Origin of the sequence: Vibrio sp. 10N.222.49.A3 (assembly GCF_041475145.1) — a bacterium.
Taxonomy (GTDB): Bacteria; Pseudomonadota; Gammaproteobacteria; order Enterobacterales; family Vibrionaceae; genus Vibrio; species Vibrio tasmaniensis_A.
In genome coordinates this window covers 12,827-30,692 of record NZ_JBFRVM010000193.1, presented here as the reverse complement: position 1 = coordinate 30,692, position 17,866 = coordinate 12,827, and the positions used below count along the sequence as shown (strand labels likewise).

Annotated in this window: 16 protein-coding genes; 7 read left to right on the top strand and 9 right to left on the bottom strand. The window is 44.4% G+C overall.

Features of this window, described 5'->3' with window-relative positions; translation table 11 throughout:
- Positions 1–309: 309 nt before the first annotated feature.
- Complete coding sequence (gene glgC / locus AB4589_RS22535) at positions 310–1,530, bottom strand: glucose-1-phosphate adenylyltransferase (protein WP_065678951.1); 1,221 nt, start codon at positions 1,528–1,530, stop codon at positions 310–312.
- 400 nt (positions 1,531–1,930) lie between these two features.
- Between glgC and ompW the strand changes: the two genes are divergently transcribed.
- The 3 genes from ompW (at position 1,931) to AB4589_RS22520 (ending at position 5,710) form a co-directional block, all read left to right on the top strand.
- On the top strand, positions 1,931–2,578 hold the full coding sequence (gene ompW / locus AB4589_RS22530) for an outer membrane protein OmpW (protein ID WP_012601085.1): 648 nt from the start codon (positions 1,931–1,933) through the stop codon (positions 2,576–2,578).
- Positions 2,579–2,790: 212 nt separating this feature from the next.
- Positions 2,791–3,723, top strand: coding sequence for a TAXI family TRAP transporter solute-binding subunit (locus tag AB4589_RS22525; protein ID WP_017102057.1), 933 nt, complete (start codon positions 2,791–2,793; stop codon positions 3,721–3,723).
- A 73-nt stretch (positions 3,724–3,796) separates the two neighbouring features.
- Complete coding sequence (locus AB4589_RS22520; RefSeq protein ID WP_372101725.1) at positions 3,797–5,710, top strand: TRAP transporter permease; 1,914 nt, start codon at positions 3,797–3,799, stop codon at positions 5,708–5,710.
- Positions 5,711–5,821: 111 nt separating this feature from the next.
- On the opposite strand, the gene AB4589_RS22515 is transcribed toward AB4589_RS22520, so the two are convergent.
- Complete coding sequence (locus AB4589_RS22515; RefSeq protein ID WP_009846263.1) at positions 5,822–6,541, bottom strand: SDR family oxidoreductase; 720 nt, start codon at positions 6,539–6,541, stop codon at positions 5,822–5,824.
- Between the two features lie 210 nt (positions 6,542–6,751).
- Here AB4589_RS22515 and AB4589_RS22510 point away from each other — a divergent pair, with 210 nt between their 5' ends.
- The gene (locus AB4589_RS22510; protein WP_009846264.1) at positions 6,752–7,657 is read left to right on the top strand and encodes a LysR family transcriptional regulator; all 906 of its coding nucleotides are present in this window, start codon (positions 6,752–6,754) and stop codon (positions 7,655–7,657) included.
- Between the two features lie 47 nt (positions 7,658–7,704).
- On the opposite strand, the gene AB4589_RS22505 is transcribed toward AB4589_RS22510, so the two are convergent.
- Complete coding sequence (locus AB4589_RS22505) at positions 7,705–8,043, bottom strand: winged helix-turn-helix transcriptional regulator (protein WP_372101724.1); 339 nt, start codon at positions 8,041–8,043, stop codon at positions 7,705–7,707.
- Between the two features lie 105 nt (positions 8,044–8,148).
- Between AB4589_RS22505 and AB4589_RS22500 the strand changes: the two genes are divergently transcribed.
- Positions 8,149–8,916 (top strand): SDR family NAD(P)-dependent oxidoreductase, encoded by a 768-nt coding sequence (locus AB4589_RS22500; RefSeq protein WP_009846265.1) that lies wholly within the window; start codon positions 8,149–8,151, stop codon positions 8,914–8,916.
- A 134-nt stretch (positions 8,917–9,050) separates the two neighbouring features.
- Entirely contained in the window at positions 9,051–9,704 is a 654-nt protein-coding gene (locus AB4589_RS22495) for a cupin domain-containing protein (protein WP_371727816.1), read from the top strand.
- 77 nt (positions 9,705–9,781) lie between these two features.
- Here AB4589_RS22495 and AB4589_RS22490 read toward each other — a convergent pair whose 3' ends face one another.
- Complete coding sequence (locus tag AB4589_RS22490) at positions 9,782–10,420, bottom strand: NAD(P)-dependent oxidoreductase (RefSeq protein ID WP_372101723.1); 639 nt, start codon at positions 10,418–10,420, stop codon at positions 9,782–9,784.
- 154 nt (positions 10,421–10,574) lie between these two features.
- Between AB4589_RS22490 and AB4589_RS22485 the strand changes: the two genes are divergently transcribed.
- A complete protein-coding gene (locus tag AB4589_RS22485) occupies positions 10,575–11,471 on the top strand; it encodes a LysR family transcriptional regulator (RefSeq protein ID WP_009846268.1) in 897 nt (298 codons plus the stop codon).
- A gap of 120 nt (positions 11,472–11,591) precedes the next feature.
- Here the strand turns inward: AB4589_RS22485 and AB4589_RS22480 are convergent, their stop codons facing one another.
- From AB4589_RS22480 to AB4589_RS22460, 5 genes are all read right to left on the bottom strand, one after another.
- Entirely contained in the window at positions 11,592–12,455 is an 864-nt protein-coding gene (locus AB4589_RS22480; protein ID WP_372101722.1) for a hypothetical protein, read from the bottom strand.
- Positions 12,456–12,857: 402 nt separating this feature from the next.
- Positions 12,858–14,318: an ABC transporter ATP-binding protein gene (locus AB4589_RS22475; protein ID WP_372101721.1), complete on the bottom strand. Its 1,461-nt coding sequence runs from the start codon at positions 14,316–14,318 to the stop codon at positions 12,858–12,860.
- Positions 14,315–15,193: an ABC transporter permease gene (locus AB4589_RS22470; RefSeq protein ID WP_372101720.1), complete on the bottom strand. Its 879-nt coding sequence runs from the start codon at positions 15,191–15,193 to the stop codon at positions 14,315–14,317. Before AB4589_RS22470 ends, AB4589_RS22475 begins: the two co-directional genes overlap by 4 nt.
- Complete coding sequence (locus tag AB4589_RS22465) at positions 15,190–16,203, bottom strand: ABC transporter permease (protein WP_372101719.1); 1,014 nt, start codon at positions 16,201–16,203, stop codon at positions 15,190–15,192. The genes AB4589_RS22470 and AB4589_RS22465 overlap by 4 nt, the downstream gene beginning before the upstream one ends.
- Positions 16,196–17,731, bottom strand: coding sequence for an ABC transporter substrate-binding protein (locus AB4589_RS22460; protein ID WP_372101718.1), 1,536 nt, complete (start codon positions 17,729–17,731; stop codon positions 16,196–16,198). Before AB4589_RS22460 ends, AB4589_RS22465 begins: the two co-directional genes overlap by 8 nt.
- Between the last annotated feature and the right edge of the window lie 135 nt (positions 17,732–17,866).

Here is a 17,866-nt window from a genome sequence, read left to right as displayed (position 1 = left end):
AAGAACTGATCGCATATTATGTTTCGTGTTTTCAATACATGTTCAAAAATACCTCACTCGCGAAGCATTCCTCTAATCTACCTTGCCAGCCTAGGTTTTATCGCCTTAACCAAACGTCAGCTCAAATACTTATTCTAGTTTAAGTTTTATAAATCATTGCTAGTTTGATGCCGATATTGCTTTCTTATTAAATCACTGCAGTTGATATAAAAAGTATGGTTTATATAAAAAAGCAAAGCTCCGTGAATGCGACTATTGAATAAGGCAACTCTTGGTTGCCTTTATAGCGCCATCTGGTTTTAGCAATAGCTATTCTTCAAATTGGTAAGAAGAGGGCACCACAATGACGCCTTGTTTCGATATGTGAAAGCGTTTAGCGTCGGCAAGGTTATCAATACCGATTTGGGTGCCATCTGGCACTTTGACGTTCTTATCTATGATGCAGTTTTGTATGTGGCAATTTTTCCCAATCTCAACATCTTCAAACAGAATACTATCAATCACAATCGCGGCATTACTGACTTTCACTTTAGGAAAGAAGATAGAGTTTTGCGCAGAGCCGCCTTCGATCACTACGCCATTCGCTATCATCGAGTTGATGAATATTCCTTGGTTTCCTTCTACAGAAGCAATGGTGCGTGCAGGTGGCAGTTGTGGCTCGTAGGTGCGAATTGCCCAATCTGGTTGGTATAAATCTATAGGTGAGGCTGGCTTTAACAGATCCATATTAGACTGGTAGTAAGAGTCGATGGTACCCACATCTCTCCAGTACGCATCTTGGGTCACTCGGCCTTCTTCGTCGCCAAACTTATACGCGTAAACACTGTTGTTGCCGACCAATTTAGGAATAATGTCTTTACCGAAATCATGGCTTGAATTCGGATCTTCGGCATCCGCCAGTAGTGCTTGAGTCAGAACTTCCTTATCAAAGATGTAAATCCCCATTGAAGCCATGCTTCGGGTCGGTCTACCGGGCACGCTGGCGGGGTAGCGTGGCTTTTCGGTAAAGTTATTGATCTCTAGAGATTCATCTATCTCCATCACACCAAATTCTTTGGCTTCATCAATCGAAACCTCCATGCACGCTACGGTTAGATCGGCCTCGTTCTTTTTATGTTGCTTGAGCATTGGCGCGTAATCCATGCGATAGATATGGTCGCCTGATAACACCACTACATGCTTAGCTTCGCTACGAGAAAGCAGATACAAGTTTTGATAAATCGCATCGGCAGTACCGCTATACCAACTATCACCTGTACGCATTTGTGGGGGGACATTGGTGATGTATTCGCCGAGCTCGGGGTTAAGCACCGACCAACCATCTCTTAAATGTTTTTGTAAAGAGTGAGACTTGTACTGAGTCAGCACCAAAATTTGGCGCAGCCCAGAGTGTAAGCAGTTCGCGAGCGTGAAATCGATGATTCGATATTTACCGCCAAAAGGTACCGCAGGTTTTGCACGGTTATCGGTAAGGGGAGAAAGCCGAGAGCCTACACCGCCGGCCAGAACGATTGTTAGAGTGTCTTGCATAGTCAGAACCTCAATGTATTTATGATTATGAACATCGACTTGCAAGCACTAAGCCAAATGTAACTCATTGAATATTAAACGAGGTGAGAGTGATTATTGTGGAAGTGCACCAAATTGATGCGTACGAGATATTGGATTGCTCTATTTTGATCCAAATAGACCCGGGCAAGGTGAAGGGGTTAAATTAACAAAATGACGCACGGGAAAGTTGCATTACAAAACTGTCAATAAAATGAAGCGATAAAGTGATCAAGTCGATGCAAATTTACATAAGTTCTCACAAGTTTTCACAAATTGATTTCCATCAATAAAGTAGGGTTATTATATGCTACCTTGCACGCAAAATAAGAAATGATTACTCATTCACCAATAACGATTAAGCCCTCAAAAGGAAATTATAATGAAAAAAACAGTATGTGGTATTGCGGTTGTTGCGGCTCTTATGTCAACTAGTGCTTTTGCTCATAAAGAAGGTGATTTCATCATCCGTGCTGGTGCCGCAATAGTGTCTCCTAACGATAGCAGTGGAGATGTTTTGGAGACATCGGGTTCAAAATTTGGTGTGGATTCAAACACCCAACTTGGATTGACATTTGGCTACATGTTTACAGACAACATCAGTCTCGAGATTCTTGCAGCGACGCCGTTCTCCCATACAATTTCTACAAACCATGGTGGTTTAGGTGATATCGCCGAGACAAAACATTTACCACCAACGTTGATGGTTCAGTACTACTTCGGCGAAGCAAACAGCAAGTTCCGTCCTTACGTAGGTGCTGGTATTAACTACACCGTATTCTTTGACGAAGAGCTTAATGGTGCGGCTAAAGATGCTGGTTTAAGTGACTTGTCCCTTGATGATTCGTGGGGACTGGCTGCGAATGTTGGTATGGATTACATGATCAACGACGACTGGTTTTTAAACGCATCCGTCTGGTACGCAGACATCGATACTACAGCCAAGTACAAGGCTGGTGGGAAACAGTACTCAACAGACGTTGATATTGATCCATGGGTATTCATGATTGGTGGTGGTTACAACTTCTAATCAACATCTTTAGTTTGTTAAAAGCGCTCAAGCACCAGCCAGCTTGGGCGCTTTTTTATTGATAAGTGATCAATTTAACACTTGCTTCACAATTGCATAGTATTTAATTGCACAATATTCGATCGCATGTAATGTTTGAACGGCTCAAAAAACGAACAGAAAATAAAGCCTGTAGTTAGGTGTATATCTAATTACGGTTAATAATCAAGGAGATGATTGTGCTTAAACGTAACTTATTAGTAGCTTTACTCGCGATTCTGCCTACGATGGCAAGTGCAGAAAACTATTCAATCGGTACAGGCGGTCAAAGTGGTATCTATTACCCATTTGGTGGCGCATTAGCTAAAGTCTGGTCTGAAAACGTACCGGATGTGAATGCAAAAGCAGAAGTGACAGCAGCGTCAGTCGAGAACACCATCAAGGTTGTACGTGGCGATATGATCGCCGGGATTGCAATGGGTAACGTGGTTCTGGATGCCTACAATGGCGAAGGTAAATTTCCTAAGAAAATGCCAGTGAAAACGCTGTTTGCTCTATATCCAAATCTAGTTCATACCATCACTCTTAAAAACTCTGGTATTGATTCATTATCGCAACTCAAAGGTAAACGTGTTTCCCTTGGGGCCCCTGCTAGTGGTACGGCAGTAACATCTGCAGCACTACTTGAGTCGATGGGTATTGATGTGAAAAAAGATATTGATGCGGTTTACCTTAATTACTCAGAAACCACTAATGCTTTGGCGAATGGTCAAATCGATGTGGGTTTCATTGTTGGTGGTCAAGGTGTTGGCGCGGTAACACAGATTGCGTTAACTCACGACGTTAAGGTGATTTCTATCTCTGAAGAAGAGAGTGCTAACTTCATGAGACAATATCCAGCCTACAGTGCTTACGACATTCCAGCAGGTGTTTACAATAAGGTTGATCCAGTATCGACACTTAGTGTGTGGAACGTATTGGTGGTTAATGCCAACATGAGTGATGACATGGCTTACAATCTGACTAAAGCCGCTTTTGAGAATATCGGTGATATTCGTAAAGTCGTGAAAATGGCTGAAATGACCACACCAGAGAATGCTTCTCGACTGCAAGGCGTACCGATTCATGCTGGTGCTCAGAAGTACCTAGATTCGGTAAGCAAGTAACATCTCTACCTCAGGGCAAGTGAAATCTCACTTGCCCTTTTTATCAATTCGTTCTTATCCAGCAGGCATTAATATGGATATTACCCCTGATAATCAAAATGCGTCACCCCAACTATTACCCTATGGAAAACTCGTGAAAACAATGGGCTATTTGACTTTAGTTGTTGCAGTAGCACTGTCGGCTTTTCAGATATGGCAAGGCGTGAGTTCAACGATCTCGGCAACCTATTTTAGACCCATCCACTTGTGTTGGGTATTGGTATTGATCTTCCTTCACTTTCCATTGCTCTCTAACCGAAAGAACAAGCTCTTTATTGTGGGCAAGCTGATCGATGTGATCTTGTGTGCCGTGGTGGTGTTTGCTGGCTACCGTTTATGGATATTCGATTATAACGACATCAATCATCTGTTTTATGGCCTTCAATTTGCTGACATGTTTGCTGGTAGTGCTTTGTTGGTACTGCTGCTAGAAGGATGCCGACGTACTGTTGGTTGGGTGATGGTGTTAATCGCAGTGTTGTTCCTTGCGTATAGCGCGTTCGGTGACATGCTGCCAAGTGGTTTTTCTATTAAGGCTTACACGCTACAAGAGCTGATTCAGTTCCAGATTTACTCCGCTAATGGTGTATTTGGTTCTGCGTTAGGGATCGCCGCGACAACGGTATTCATCTTTGTGTTGTTTGGTGCATTTCTAGAGGTGACCGGAGCCGGTAAATTCTTTATTGATCTCGCATTCTCAATCGCCGGTAAATACCGTGGCGGCCCTGCGAAAGCCGCGGTATTGGCATCGGCAGGTTTGGGTTCTATTTCTGGTTCTGCGATAGCGAATACGGTGACCACAGGCTCAATTACGATCCCTATGATGAAGAAGCTCGGTTATAAACCAGAGCAAGCCGCAGGTATTGAAGCTGCCGCCTCTACGGGTGGGCAAATTATGCCACCAATTATGGGGGCTGGTGCGTTCGTGATGGCGCAGTTTACTGGTGTGCCTTACAGCGAAATCATGATCGCATCGATTGCTCCTGCTATTTTATACTTTTTCTGTACTTTGCTTTACGTTCATCTAATGGCGTGCAAGTTGAACCTCAAAGCTGTAAGCAGAACAGAAGCCGTGGTTTCGGTGATGAAAGATGGCGCTCACCACCTGATTCCGTTGATCTTGATAACGGCACTCTTAATGATGGCTTACTCACCGTTGCTAGTTGGTGTTGCGGGTTGCAGTGCAATTCTACTAACCGCGGCGCTGCGTAAACACAGTCGAATCGGATTGAAGAAATTCATTGAAGGGATGAAAAATGGTGCACTGATGGCGTTGCCGATTTCTGCAGCGTGTGGTGCGGCGGGCATTATTGTTGGTGTGGTAGGGCAAACAGGAATCGGTTTGCAGTTTACTCAGTTTGTGATGGACTTCTCTGGTGGCTACATGCTTATTGCATTGGGCTTAATCAGTTTAGTGGCTTTAATTTTGGGTATGGGCTTACCTGTAACAGCGGCGTATATTGTGTTGGCGGTTATGGCTGTACCAATGCTAAGCGATTTTGGCTTACCATTGTTAACTGCTCACCTTATCGTATTTTGGCTGTCTCAAACCTCGAACGTAACGCCACCTATAGCCTTGGCTGCTTTTGCTGGGGCTGGTGTAGCGAATGCTAACCCAATGAAATCTTCGGTAGAAGCGTTCAAGTTGGCGGGTGGTCTGTTCATCATCCCAATTATGATGGCATACACAAGCCTTGTGAATCCTGACGACGGAATACCAGCGTTGCTTTTGTCAATCGTCCAGACGCTGACTATTATTGTCGCGATAGCGATCGCAATTGAAGGGTATTTGATTCGTTCACTGAGCATGGTTGAGCGCTTAGCAGCATTACTTGCCATTCCACTATTGTTACTCAATCCATTCGGGCTAGGACCTTTGGGGATTGTAATTATTGTCGCACTGATTGTGATTCAATGGCGTGGTCGAGAGGTCGCAAAACAAACCTAGTGTTTATCGAGTTCGGACAAAAGAAAAAAGGGACCTTTACTATGTATAGTAAAAGTCCCTTTCTCTATACGTCAATTAAACAAAGACGTTACGTAAGTTAATCACTGAAACTTACGGTTGTTGCTTAGTTGGTGCTAGAGCAATCTCACGGATACATACATTCTGTGGTTGTTGGTAAGCGTACGATACCGCGCGAGCAATATCGTCAGCAGCCAGTACGCCGCCCATGTCTTCTTTCCAAGAATCGTAACCGTCTTTGATTTCTTGAGATGTAGTGTGAGACAGAAGTTCAGTCTCTACAGCACCCGGTGCGATAGTGGTAACACGAACATTTGAAGCAGCAACTTCTTCACGAACGTTCTCAGAAATAGCGTGTACCGCGAATTTAGTACCACAGTAAGCAGCGTGGCTTGGGAATGTTTTCTTACCCGCGATTGAGCTGATGTTGATGATAGTACCTGTATTGCGTTCCATCATAGGAGCAAGTACAGATTGCATGCCGTTTAGAAGGCCAATCACGTTCACGTCGAACATTGTCTTCCACTCTTGAGCGTCTTGAGTATCGATTTGACCAAGAAGCATTGCACCAGCGTTGTTGATAAGCGCGTCTACAGGGCCAAATTTCGCTTCACCTTGAGCGATTGCTGCATCAAAAGACGCTTTGTCTGTTACGTCTACTTTTACTGACAGTGAGTTTGGTAGGTTCAGCGCTTCAAGGCGGTCAACACGACGAGCTAAAAGTAGCAGAGGGTGACCTTCATCGCTTAGACGACGAGCGATTGCTTCACCAATACCAGAGCTTGCACCTGTAATTACGATTAGTTTTTTCATTTTATTTCCTCTGTACTTTAATTGCGTCGGTTGGCTACGACGTGTTGTTTAAGTGCATTCGAATCAAGTGCTTGTTGCCTTGCTTCGTTGCGATGGAAGTATATTAAGGAAAATAGCATTGTTGATATATAGCGCTTTACTTGAAACACTGTTGCTGTGGTGCAACAATAAAGGCGTCTATCTCATAACTTCATTAGTAAGCTGGTGACTATGCTCAATCAAATTAACCTGTCTGATATTCGCTCCTTCGTGCTTATCGCTCGTTTAGGTAATTTCACCAAAGCGGCAGAGGAGTTGGATGTGTCTCGTTCCCACGTATCACGCCAAGTGAGTAGCCTAGAAAAGCAGATGGGTGTAACACTGTTTATCCGCACCACTCGAACCTTGAGGCTGACGCACGCAGGGCAAGATCTGTACGCGAGATGTGAGCAAGCCCTCGATAACATAGACCAAGCTCTGATTGCTGCTGTGGACGATGTCGAAGAAGTACGTGGCGACATAAAAGTAAACTGTGTCGGTGGTTATCTTGGTGAAGTGATCATCGCGGATTTGGTCAATGAGTTCATGCAACTCTACCCAGACATCAGCATTAGCCTTGATTTCAGTAGTAACCGAGTCGACTTGATTGAAGACGCGTTTGATATCGCTTTTCGCATGGGAAGCTTAGAAGACGCGGGCTTTATCGCAAGAAAGCTTTTAGACATTGAGATGGGAACACTCGCGAGCCCTGATTATTTTGCTCGTAAAGGAAAGCCAAGCCATCCTAAGGATCTGATCCACCATGACTGCTTAACGGGATCGGTGCGTAAGTGGAGTTTTCAAGCACTGGACGACACCAAGAAAACGGTCGATGTGCATGTGACGGGCAGACTGCAATGTAAAAATGGGCGAGTGTTGGTGCAGGGCGCGAAGTCGGGCAACGGAATTATTCGTGTACCAACCATCTATTGCTTACAAGAACTGAACGACGGGCAATTACTGCAAGTGTTTGAAGAATGGGTAGTGCCTAAGGTCGACTTTTCAGCGATCTACCATCGAGACCGCTATCAACCAAGCCGAATCCGAACCTTCATTGATTTTGTCAAAGGTCGCTTTGAGCAAATGCCAGTGAGCTAAATAGTGCGTGTTATCCATTATTTGGTATTGAGCGGATTTGCTTGGGCTTACATCTCGTCGATTTCGTTTTGCAGGTTTTCCAGCTGGTCTAGAATCAACAAGAACTTCTCACCGAACGGTGTCACTTGGTACTCCACTCTTGGTGGCAGTTCGTTGAACATTTGCTTATCTAAAATCCCGAATTCTACATTTCGCTTCAAACATTCATTCAATACCTTTGTAGATAGCCCTTCTACTGAGCGCACCATTTCACCGGGGCGATTAGTGCCATTTGCCAGTAATTGGTAAACCGTTAGCGACCATTTACAGCCGTAGATGGTTTCTACCATGCGAGCGGAACGCTCTGGTGCTGATTTTCTTGAAAAAAAGTTTTCCTGATTTTTCATAAAGATGTACCAATAAGTACCTACCTAACCGATTTGTACTTACTATTCATAGTGTTAGTTCAAAGCCTAAGATTACCACGTTCACATGACTTAGGAGATAACAAAATGAACTTCACTAAAAATGGTATTGCAGTAGTAATCGGTGGCACAAGTGGTATGGGCTTTGAAACAGCGAAGCAGTTAGTCGCTCAAAACATCCATGTGTTGGTTGTCGGCAATAACCCAACTAAGTTAGATAAAGCGGTGTCAGAATTGCAATCGTTAGGTCACGCTTCAGGCTGGCAAGCTAACCTTTATGATGATGCAAGTGTGTCTCGCCTTATTGCGCATTTAGAGTCGCTCGAAGAAGGCATTGGTTACCTTGTGAATGCGGCGGGTTACTTCAACCCTAAAGCGTTTATCGAGCACCAAGAATCTGATTACGAGCAATACATGCAGCTTAATAAAGCAACCTTCTTCATCACTCAAGCGATAAGTAAATTGATGATCAAGAACGGTGGTGGCAGTGTGGTTAACGTTGGCTCTATGTGGGGGAAGCAGGCAATCAAAGCGACGCCATCTTCTGCCTATTCAATGGCTAAAGCTGGCCTGCACGCATTAACACAGCACATGGCAATGGAACTGGCTGAACATAATATTCGTGTGAATGCGGTTTCTCCGGCTGTGGTTAAAACACCGATTTACGAATCTTTCATTAAACCTGAAGAAGTGGATCAAGCGCTAGAAGGTTTCAACGCATTCCATCCGATTGGCCGAGTCGGTTTGCCGAAAGACATCGCCAATAGCATCTCTTTCTTACTGTCAGACAGTGCAGATTGGGTAACGGGTGCAATCTGGGATGTTGATGGCGGTGTGATAGCTGGCCGCAATTAATTAGGCTTCTGTTAAGGTGGCTGTCGCGCAGGAAAAATGCAGCGAGATGGCCTCCTGGATGAGTATTCGCGTAGAATAAAAGCTAGAAAGATAATAAGAATAATTAAAACGATAACAAGAGTAAGGTCGCCATTATGTTCAACATGGACTTTTCAAAAAAGCTGGTTATTGAAACCGAATCATTAGGCTGGATTGCAAGCCCTGCCAAAGGGGTTTGGCGTAAGCCGCTTGAAAGAGAAGAGAAAGAATCGGGCCACACGACCAGTGTTGTGAAGTACGATCCTGAATCTTCGTTTTCTGAGCACCCGCATCCGCAAGGCGAAGAGATATTCGTATTAGAGGGTGTGTTCTCAGATGAAACTGGAGATTTCCCTGCGGGCACTTATATCCGTAATCCCCCGGGCAGTGCGCATTCTCCATCAAGCAAAGATGGCTGCACGATCTTGGTGAAGCTTAATCAGTTTGATGCGAGAGACTTAACTCAAGTTCGTATCAATACCCTAGAAACGGAATGGCTTCCGGGCATCGGTGGCTTACAAGTGATGCCGCTACATGTTTTTGAGCACGAAAATGTGGCCTTGGTGAAATGGCCCGTTGGTGAGCGCTTTCAGCCACACCGTCATTTTGGTGGTGAAGAGATCTTTGTGTTGTCAGGCACTTTTAAAGATGAACATGGCGTGTATCCAAAACACACTTGGATGCGTAGCCCTCATATGAGCGAGCATTTCCCTTATGTGGAAGAAGAGACGGTTATCCTAGTGAAAACGGGTCACTTGCCATTGGATTAAAGGAATGCTCAATATAAAGATGAGAAAGCCGCATTGTTGTGAACAAGCGGCTTTTTTAGTTTTTATATATGAATTGACTAGTAAGCGACACCAATACGTTGACGTGGGAACTTGCCAGCTTCGAGCTCATCAATCATCGCAATCGCGTAGTCGCTGACTGAAATTTTGCTGTTGCCATCTTCGTCGGTGAGCAGCTGATCACCACCTGTGCGGTAGGTTGATAGCTTATCGCCCGGGAAAATTTCTGCTGCAGGGCTAACAAACGTCCAGTTAACCTCGCTGTTCGATTGCTTGAACACTTCAAGAGCTTCACCCTGTGCTAGTGCTTCGTTTTTGTAATCTGCTGGGAAGTCAGGAACGGTCACTAACGGTACGTTTGGCGCCACTTCTAATGAACCTGCACCGCCAACCCAAAGCAGGCGCTCGATACCAATGCTTGGCAGTGTCTCAAGCAGCTTAGTCGCTGTGCTTTTTACGATGTCGTGATTACCCAAAGCACGTCCGCCAATCGAAGTGATTACTGCATCAACGCCGGATAGTACGGTTGCAAGGCTTGCTGCTTCATCTTGTAAATCAAATGAACGAACCTCAACATTGTTTATTTCTACACGGCTTGCATCTCTTACGACTGCAACAACCTCGTGACCACGAGATTGAGCTTCTTGAGCAATGTGACTACCAATCCAACCAGATGCGCCTAATACTGCAATTTTCATAATGTCTCTCCAATTATCTAATTTATTGAGTCTGTTTCTCGACAGCCATTGCAGTCTAATAGCTCACTAGGTTGCGATAAATATCGTAAAATGATGTAGATTGTATCTATACAGTTATCTAATAGGCTTGGTTAAGTCGGCAAGGGAGAGTGTGATGGACAGGTTGACGGCGATGCGTAGCTTTGTTGAAGTCGCAAATTGCGCCAGTTTTACTCAAGCAGCAGAGCATTTGGACATGAGCCGTTTACAGGTTTCACGGCATGTTCAAGAGATCGAAGGGTGGTTAAAACAAAGGTTACTGCACAGAACTACTCGTAAGGTCAGTTTGACAGCGGCAGGAGAGATTGCGCTGCAACGTTGCGAGAAGATACTCCATGAAACCGCAGAGCTAGAAGTCACTTCACTCAATCAAACCGACGATCTTTCAGGGGTAATTCGAATTGCAGCGCCGATTGGTTTAACTCAAAACATGCTGTTGGATGTGGTTGAGCAATTCACAGAGCGTCACCCTAATATCACGGTCGAGTTGTTTGCCTCAGACCGTTTTGCGCAGCTGGTGGATGAGAGAATAGATATTGCCCTTCGCTATACTGACCAACCTGACGATAGTTTGATTGCTCGAAAGCTCATGGAAATTGATTCAGTGGTGTGTGCCTCTCAAGTCTACCTAGACAAGTACGGAGAACCTGAAACGGTCGAAGCACTTCGACAGCATAACTGCTTTCGCCATTTGAGTGTTTCTAAGTGGGATTTCGTTAAGGATAACCAGCACTATTCGGTTGAGGTGTCTGGCACTATCAAGGCTAACGATGTTGGGGTATTAACTCGCGCCGCACAGCATGGAAAAGGGATTGTTCGCTTACCTTGTGATTTAGCCAATCCGTTGATTGCAGAAGGGAAATTGAAACGAATATTGGATGACTTTGTTTCACCCAGCAGTGTGCTTTGGGCGGTGTATCTGTCTCGCAGTTATCAGCTGCCTGTTGTTCGTCAGTTCATTGATTTTGCAGCAGAAGTTTGGTCTAGCGATATTAAGTCTGGTGATGTTTGAGGTTAAATATCTTAAGTACACAAGGCATAAGCAAACAAATACAAAAATCCGATATCAAAGGTGATATCGGATTTGAACTCAATCATTCAGAGTTCCACACGCTCTCCTCTCACGAAGTCTTTACACGTATCTGTGTACCGATAATCGTGTATTTATCACCTTATCGTTGATGCTAGGTAAAGGCTGATACAAGCTTTTGGTAATGTCTGATAATACTTGGTCGTAGACTTGCGATACGACAGTAGAGATATCACTGGTTAACTCGTACATGCTATCTGCTGACTGGGTCGCTTCAGTACTTGATGCGATCTCGGTAAGTGCATGCATCGCACGTGTACAAATGGGTGACCCACTGCTGATAGGGCAGATAATCGATAATTGGTTGAGTTTGCGGTGTGTCTGAGATGCGTAGAATTTGAATCTCGCATACTCCTCAGGCTTCTCCATATCCGCCTTTTCTATCCCAGGGATGGCCATTCTCAACTTGGTAAGGATCTCCATACAATCTAAGATCTGTTGCCAGTTCATGTGGTACTCACGGCTCATGTCTTCTCGTTCTGATTGAATCAGCCAGATGATCATCACTTCATCCATCAAGAACATGCTGTGACGAATCGTTTTTCCATGAATCGATTGATTACGTACTAAGCTACGGTTTTGCCAGTCGCTGTGCATAGCGATGAGTTTGAGGTGATAAATGCGATACATCGGACGGCTGTCAAACGACACATGAGATTGAAGCAGTTCAGATACCTCAAGTATGTTGTCGTAAATCTGATTCACTTTTCGAATTGAGTCGCTCGTCAATTGATACGCCAGAGCATAATGCGTTGCCGCGCGATGTTTGCGTGATAGCAACAATAACTGTCTGAGTAGAACTAAGGTTTCAAACCGGTGTGATAGCGCTGTTTGTCTCTTCTTTGAGAAATGAAACAGCGCTGCAAGTACTAATAGGGATAAACCCACTGAAATAACGACCAACATATTCAACTCCTAATATCTGAATACCTACTTAGTGGTAGTTCACGATTTGTGCCAAAATTGATAAACATTATATTTCAACGACTTATATTTTAAGCCCGCTTGTGGATGACCAATACTGGTGCATCACCTCACCATTCGAGTGAGTGCGATAGAAGAGGTTAGAGGTTTTTATAGTTTCTAGACTTTGCTATGGCTGAAGCATAAATAGCTACAATCTGGCTAACCTCTTATGCAAGGTTAGTCAGATTGGGTTACACAGAGATGTACATTCAGTGAGTAGATAGTGAAGGTATGACTAAAGATTTACGGCGAATGTACCACTGAGAAGGCAGATAACCGCGAAGCTCGTTTAGGTCGATAGCCCAATAAGTCGATCGATCCAGAAATCAATAGCTAGATAAATCAATAGCGCGATAAGTCGATCACTTTATTGCATAGCTTACTCAGAGCCAGTCGATCATGGCTGATCAAAATTAGGCCGCAATTAGCTTCTTTCGATACTTCAACAATTAGCCTTAGCGTTTGTGCTGCAGTGATGGGGTCTAATCGTGATGAGGGTTCATCTGCAATTAACAGTTTTGGACTCATTAGTAGCGCTCGTAAAATCGCAAACCTCTGCAATTCTCCTCCGGATACTTGGCTTGATGGACGTTCAAGCAAAGCAGAGTTAAGGCTCAATCTATCTAGAAGTACGGGGATCTTGGAGCGATTTAGCTTGTGAAGCGCACACAAGTCATCAAGCAACGTTTTTAGTGTTGTGTGAGGGGAGTGCGCACTGGGTGGATCTTGGTAAAGCTTGAGGCGTTGTCCTTTTTCGATTTTTTGAAGCCAGTCGATATTGCCGGAAAAGTCGTGATGCAACCCTAGTAAAGTATCGGCGAGAGAAGATTTCCCGCATCCGCTGTCACCATAAACTCCCAGTATTTCACCTTGTGATAATGAGAACGTGAGATCTGAAAAGAGTGTTCTTTGATCGCGGTAAATAGCTAAACTTTCAACTTCAAGCAATGGCTTCTGCCCGCTTTGTATACCAACCTCTGAGGGAGTAGCGTGACTATTTGATTCATTTGAAGGTTGCGAGGAAGTTGGCTGATCAAGATACCAATACTCAGGTTGCGCTTGTATTAGCGCTTTTGTGTAGGCCGCTTGTGGCTGATCTAAAATGGCTTTAGCGTCTCCCCTTTCAACAATTGCCCCTTCTTTCATGACAATGATGTCACCACCTAACATTTTAGCCAGCTTAATGTCGTGAGTGATGGTGAGCAGGCCACCGGGTTTGCCATTTTCAAGTTGTTGGCAGTGAGAAAGGAGAAGTTGCCCAACGTGATCCCGTCGGCTTTCGTCTAAGCCTTTTGTGGGTTCATCGGCAATTAACAGTTTGCCTCCAGCTTGTGTCGCACATAAGTACGCAGCACGTTGCGCCATTCCGCCCGAGAGTTCAAATGGGTGTTTATCTCCATCTTTGCCCAGATCCATTTGTTGAAGTGCATGATGGGTGAGTGTGTCACTCTGGGAACGACCTTCGTTTAAAACCAGCTTATGAACTTCGCTTATCTGCGATCCTATAGTCCGAAGCGGATTGAGTGCTAACCAAGGTTCTTGAGGTAGCAAAGCTATTTCTTTGCCCCAAAACCGTTCTCGATTTAAAGGGTTAAGCTCATCAAACAAAGTAATGTCGCCCTCTGGTTTTAAGGCATCAGGTAATGTGCCGGCGATAGCTGCCGCGATTAGGCTTTTCCCCGCGCCTGTTTCTCCCAAAATGGTGAGCGGACGCTGAGGATATAAATCTAAACTTAAGCTCTGGACTAAGGTTTGAGTATCAGTATGAATCGACAGGTTTTCAATTTTTAACATTGCGTTCATGCTGTTACTCCCTTATCCGCTTGTTTACCTAGTTGCAGTTTTTCTTGTTTAGATCTTGGTTCATTATGCGCATGGTTTTTTGAGGATTGCGTGTGACGTTTTCCTTGAGCTAATAAATGAAAGCTTAATACCAGAAGAAAAACGGTCAGTACCGGTTGAATCAAAACCCAAGGGGCTTGGTGGTAGTAACGGAATAGTTCAACCATCATTAAGCCGAGCTCAGCTTCTGGCGGCTTGAGCCCAACATGTAGAAAGCCTAAAGACGCGAGTGCCAGTATTGAATTACCCGTACCAAAACAGAACAGGGTGAATAAATCATTTCGGCAATCTGGCCACAAGTGACGCTTGAATATATACCAGTGGTTGAACCCATAAAGCCGAGAGGCTTCTACTGCAGGTGACTGAATGAGTGACAACGTTCGGTTGCGTGACACGCGGAAAAAATCCACCCACAGCATGAGCGATATGGCGATATATAGAATGAGGAATGATCCCGGAACCATAGCCGCAAAAAGTAAAACAAGAATTAAGCCGGGCATGGCGAGTATCATGTTCACGTTGAATGAAAAGATTTTATCCCACCATCCTTGCTTCCAGCCGGCTATTACTCCCATTGACGTCCCTAACAACGCTGCGGTGGTAATACTGATTAATGCCATGGAAAGTGAGGTGGTAATGGCGTGGCTTAATCTCGCTAAATTACTGCGTCCAAAATGGTCTCTGCCTAAAGGTTCTTCGACAGAAGGCGTTGTGAATGCAAGGTCTAAATTTTGCTTGGCAATATCACCTTGATAGACAGTCCGTTCTAGCATGACTAGGCATAATAAAGCGGCTAAGATAATCAGACCTAACCATTGCGGTTTTGTTAAATTCATACGATCTTAACCTTCTTTTTTTCGGGTTCTGCTTGTTGTTTATTAGGTGCAAATTTTGAAAATAAAGCAGAGGGTTTATTCGCGCGTTGCCTTGGATCTAATTGGTAGTTAACAAGATCGACTAAGGTATTAATGACCACAAACAAAAGTCCCATCAGCAGAGCAGAACCTTGAATCATTGGAATATCTCGACGGAAAATCGCATGCGCCAATGCATGCCCAATACCTGGCCAGGAGAACAATGACTCGATCATAATGATCCCTTCAATTAACCCGGTTGCTTGAACACCAACAAAAGTAATAACAGGTAAAGCGATGTGTTTATGAGCGTGATGCTGAAAAGCTTGCGCCTCACTGAGTCCTTTTAAACGAGCGAATAAAAAGTGCGGTGCTGTGATGGCATCGTGAGTGGCGTTTCTTATAAGACGACTAGACATTGCAGCCAGCGATAGTGCCAAGGCGAGGGCGGGCAGAACGATAAACTCGACTCGACCAAAGCCTGCCACAGGAAGCCAATTCAGCTGTAACGAAAATATAATCACCAAGGCCAAACCTATTAGAAATACAGGCTGAGCTCTTAAGATGATGGAACCTAATAGCGAGAAGTTGTCTGCAAAAGAGTCGGTCCGTTTTCCACAATAAATACCGATTGGGATGGCAATGAGAAGAGAAATGACGGTCGCGACGACTGCCAATAAAATGGAGTGCCCGAGCTGGTGGCTGATTTCATCAATGACGGGGGTACCACTAATCAATGATGTTCCTAAATCAAAATGGAGAAGATCCCACAGCCATTCGAGGTATAACTGCAAGCCAGAGCGATCAAGCCCTAACTCTTGGTAAACCGCTTGTGCCGCATCTGCATCCACATAATCGTACCCATAACGACCCGCTGCAATTCGAAAAGCAAAGTCGCCGGGTAACAAGCGCATTAAAATGAAAGTGAGTGTTCCGATACTCCAAGCCACAAAGCCGGCTTGGAGTACTCTTCGGATTAAGATATTAATCATTAATCGTCATCTCTGAGATGCGATAGTTGATTTCAAATGGGTCAAATGAGAAGTGGTTAACACGTTCATTCACCGCGACTAATTGAGTGTAGAAAGTCACAGGAATCAGCGGCATTTCTTCCGCTAATATGGATGAAGCCTCTTGAGTCATTAGATTATATTGTTCTTGGTTTGGTTCAACCGATAGACGTTGAAGTAAGCTGCTGAACTCATCAGAAGACCAGTTCATTGGTCCCCAGTCACTGCCTTTATGGCTAGCAAAATCTCGCATCAGTAAGGCTAGGGGATCCGCCGTAGTGCCAAAATTACGCGCCACGAGCGCCATTTCCAAGGTACCGTTTCTGTGCTTTGATGGAATTGCACTTGAGTTATCGATAGAAACATTCACTTGAATACCGACTTCTTTAAGCTGAGCTTGAATCGCGGTTGCTACGATAGGCAGCTCTGGTCTGTCTGAGTAGGTAGTTAAAGTAATATCGAATGTTTTGCCTTCTCGCGAAAGGAGACCTTCCTCATTTTCCTGCCAACCTTGCCCTGCAAGTAATGTTTTCGCTTGGTCGATATTGCGCTGAGTTTGCTCAAGGTTATTGATGTGCCATGCGCCAAGAGAAGGGGCAAACAGTTGATAGGCTTCAGAGCCTGGAACGCGGACGATTTGTTTTGAAATCCCCGTTCGGTCCAAAGCTAAACTGATAGCTTGACGCACATCTGAATGATTCAAAAGTGGGTGTTCATTATTCAACTTAATTAGGATCGTTCTTGGGATGGACTCCATCACCAATTCAACATTCTTTGCTGACTCAAGCAGGTCGATACTGGCTGGGTCGAGTGTGTAAACCAGATCGGCTTGACCGGTTTGTGCTAACAAAGCACGGCTTTCAGAGCGATGACCTGCAAGGTAGTGAACATGTTCAATCGAGGCTTTTGTGCCCCAGTAGTCAGCATTTTTGACAACATGCGCTTTATGAGGAGCTTGTAACTCTTGGATTTTATAAGGACCTGTACCACTCAGTTGTGCAACATTTCCTTGTTGATCAAACGAACTTGGTGCTGCAATCGCTGCTGTGTAATGAGCTAACACTGCCAGCAATGGTCGATAAGGTTGAGATAGTTCTATCACTAGAAGGTTGTCTGAAGCTGATACCTCTTTGATAGGTACACGCTTTAATACGCCAGGTTTTTTTAAAGCGTGAGAAAGAGAAGTTTGAACAGCTTGCGCGGTAAGCGGGGAGCCATCGTGGAACACAACGTCTGGGCGCAATGTGAATTCCCAGCGTAAATTGTTTGCGTTAGTTGTCCATTCTTTCGCTAATAAAGGGGTGACGTTGCCTGACTTATCGATAGCAGTAAGCGCTTCAACGACTTGTAACCGTGTAAATAAATAGCCGTTTTTAGATAAATCTTGGTCGGTAAATTCAAAGGGGCCAGAAATGTTTAGCGTTGTTGGTTGTGTTTCTTTTGATGGTAAAAATATCCATATGAGTAGTGCACTGATGGAAAGTAGCGCCAGTGCGGCAAGCTTTTTCATGCTTTTGTCCTAGTTATGAGTAATTGTTTGCGATGTTATAACATAACAATTGCGTATTGTTAATGATAATAGTTGCTAATTGGCTCGGTTTTTTATCGGACGTGAGTATGAAAAAAGCCCCACTGAAATCAGTGA

What these genes read in the sequence shown, in the direction of transcription:
- AB4589_RS22480 (WP_372101722.1), bottom strand. Translation starts at nt 12,455, where the DNA reads ATGTTGGTCGTTATTTCAGTGGGTTTATCCCTATTAGTACTTGCAGCG.
- AB4589_RS22460 (WP_372101718.1), bottom strand. Translation starts at nt 17,731, where the DNA reads ATGAAAAAGCTTGCCGCACTGGCGCTACTTTCCATCAGTGCACTACTC.
- AB4589_RS22470 (WP_372101720.1), bottom strand. Translation starts at nt 15,193, where the DNA reads ATGAATTTAACAAAACCGCAATGGTTAGGTCTGATTATCTTAGCCGCT.
- AB4589_RS22505 (WP_372101724.1), bottom strand. Translation starts at nt 8,043, where the DNA reads ATGAAAAATCAGGAAAACTTTTTTTCAAGAAAATCAGCACCAGAGCGT.
- AB4589_RS22485 (WP_009846268.1), top strand. Translation starts at nt 10,575, where the DNA reads ATGGACAGGTTGACGGCGATGCGTAGCTTTGTTGAAGTCGCAAATTGC.
- AB4589_RS22515 (WP_009846263.1), bottom strand. Translation starts at nt 6,541, where the DNA reads ATGAAAAAACTAATCGTAATTACAGGTGCAAGCTCTGGTATTGGTGAA.
- AB4589_RS22475 (WP_372101721.1), bottom strand. Translation starts at nt 14,318, where the DNA reads ATGAACGCAATGTTAAAAATTGAAAACCTGTCGATTCATACTGATACT.
- ompW (WP_012601085.1), top strand. Translation starts at nt 1,931, where the DNA reads ATGAAAAAAACAGTATGTGGTATTGCGGTTGTTGCGGCTCTTATGTCA.
- AB4589_RS22500 (WP_009846265.1), top strand. Translation starts at nt 8,149, where the DNA reads ATGAACTTCACTAAAAATGGTATTGCAGTAGTAATCGGTGGCACAAGT.
- glgC (WP_065678951.1), bottom strand. Translation starts at nt 1,530, where the DNA reads ATGCAAGACACTCTAACAATCGTTCTGGCCGGCGGTGTAGGCTCTCGG.
- AB4589_RS22465 (WP_372101719.1), bottom strand. Translation starts at nt 16,203, where the DNA reads ATGATTAATATCTTAATCCGAAGAGTACTCCAAGCCGGCTTTGTGGCT.
- AB4589_RS22490 (WP_372101723.1), bottom strand. Translation starts at nt 10,420, where the DNA reads ATGAAAATTGCAGTATTAGGCGCATCTGGTTGGATTGGTAGTCACATT.
- AB4589_RS22495 (WP_371727816.1), top strand. Translation starts at nt 9,051, where the DNA reads ATGTTCAACATGGACTTTTCAAAAAAGCTGGTTATTGAAACCGAATCA.
- AB4589_RS22525 (WP_017102057.1), top strand. Translation starts at nt 2,791, where the DNA reads ATGATTGTGCTTAAACGTAACTTATTAGTAGCTTTACTCGCGATTCTG.
- AB4589_RS22520 (WP_372101725.1), top strand. Translation starts at nt 3,797, where the DNA reads ATGGATATTACCCCTGATAATCAAAATGCGTCACCCCAACTATTACCC.
- AB4589_RS22510 (WP_009846264.1), top strand. Translation starts at nt 6,752, where the DNA reads ATGCTCAATCAAATTAACCTGTCTGATATTCGCTCCTTCGTGCTTATC.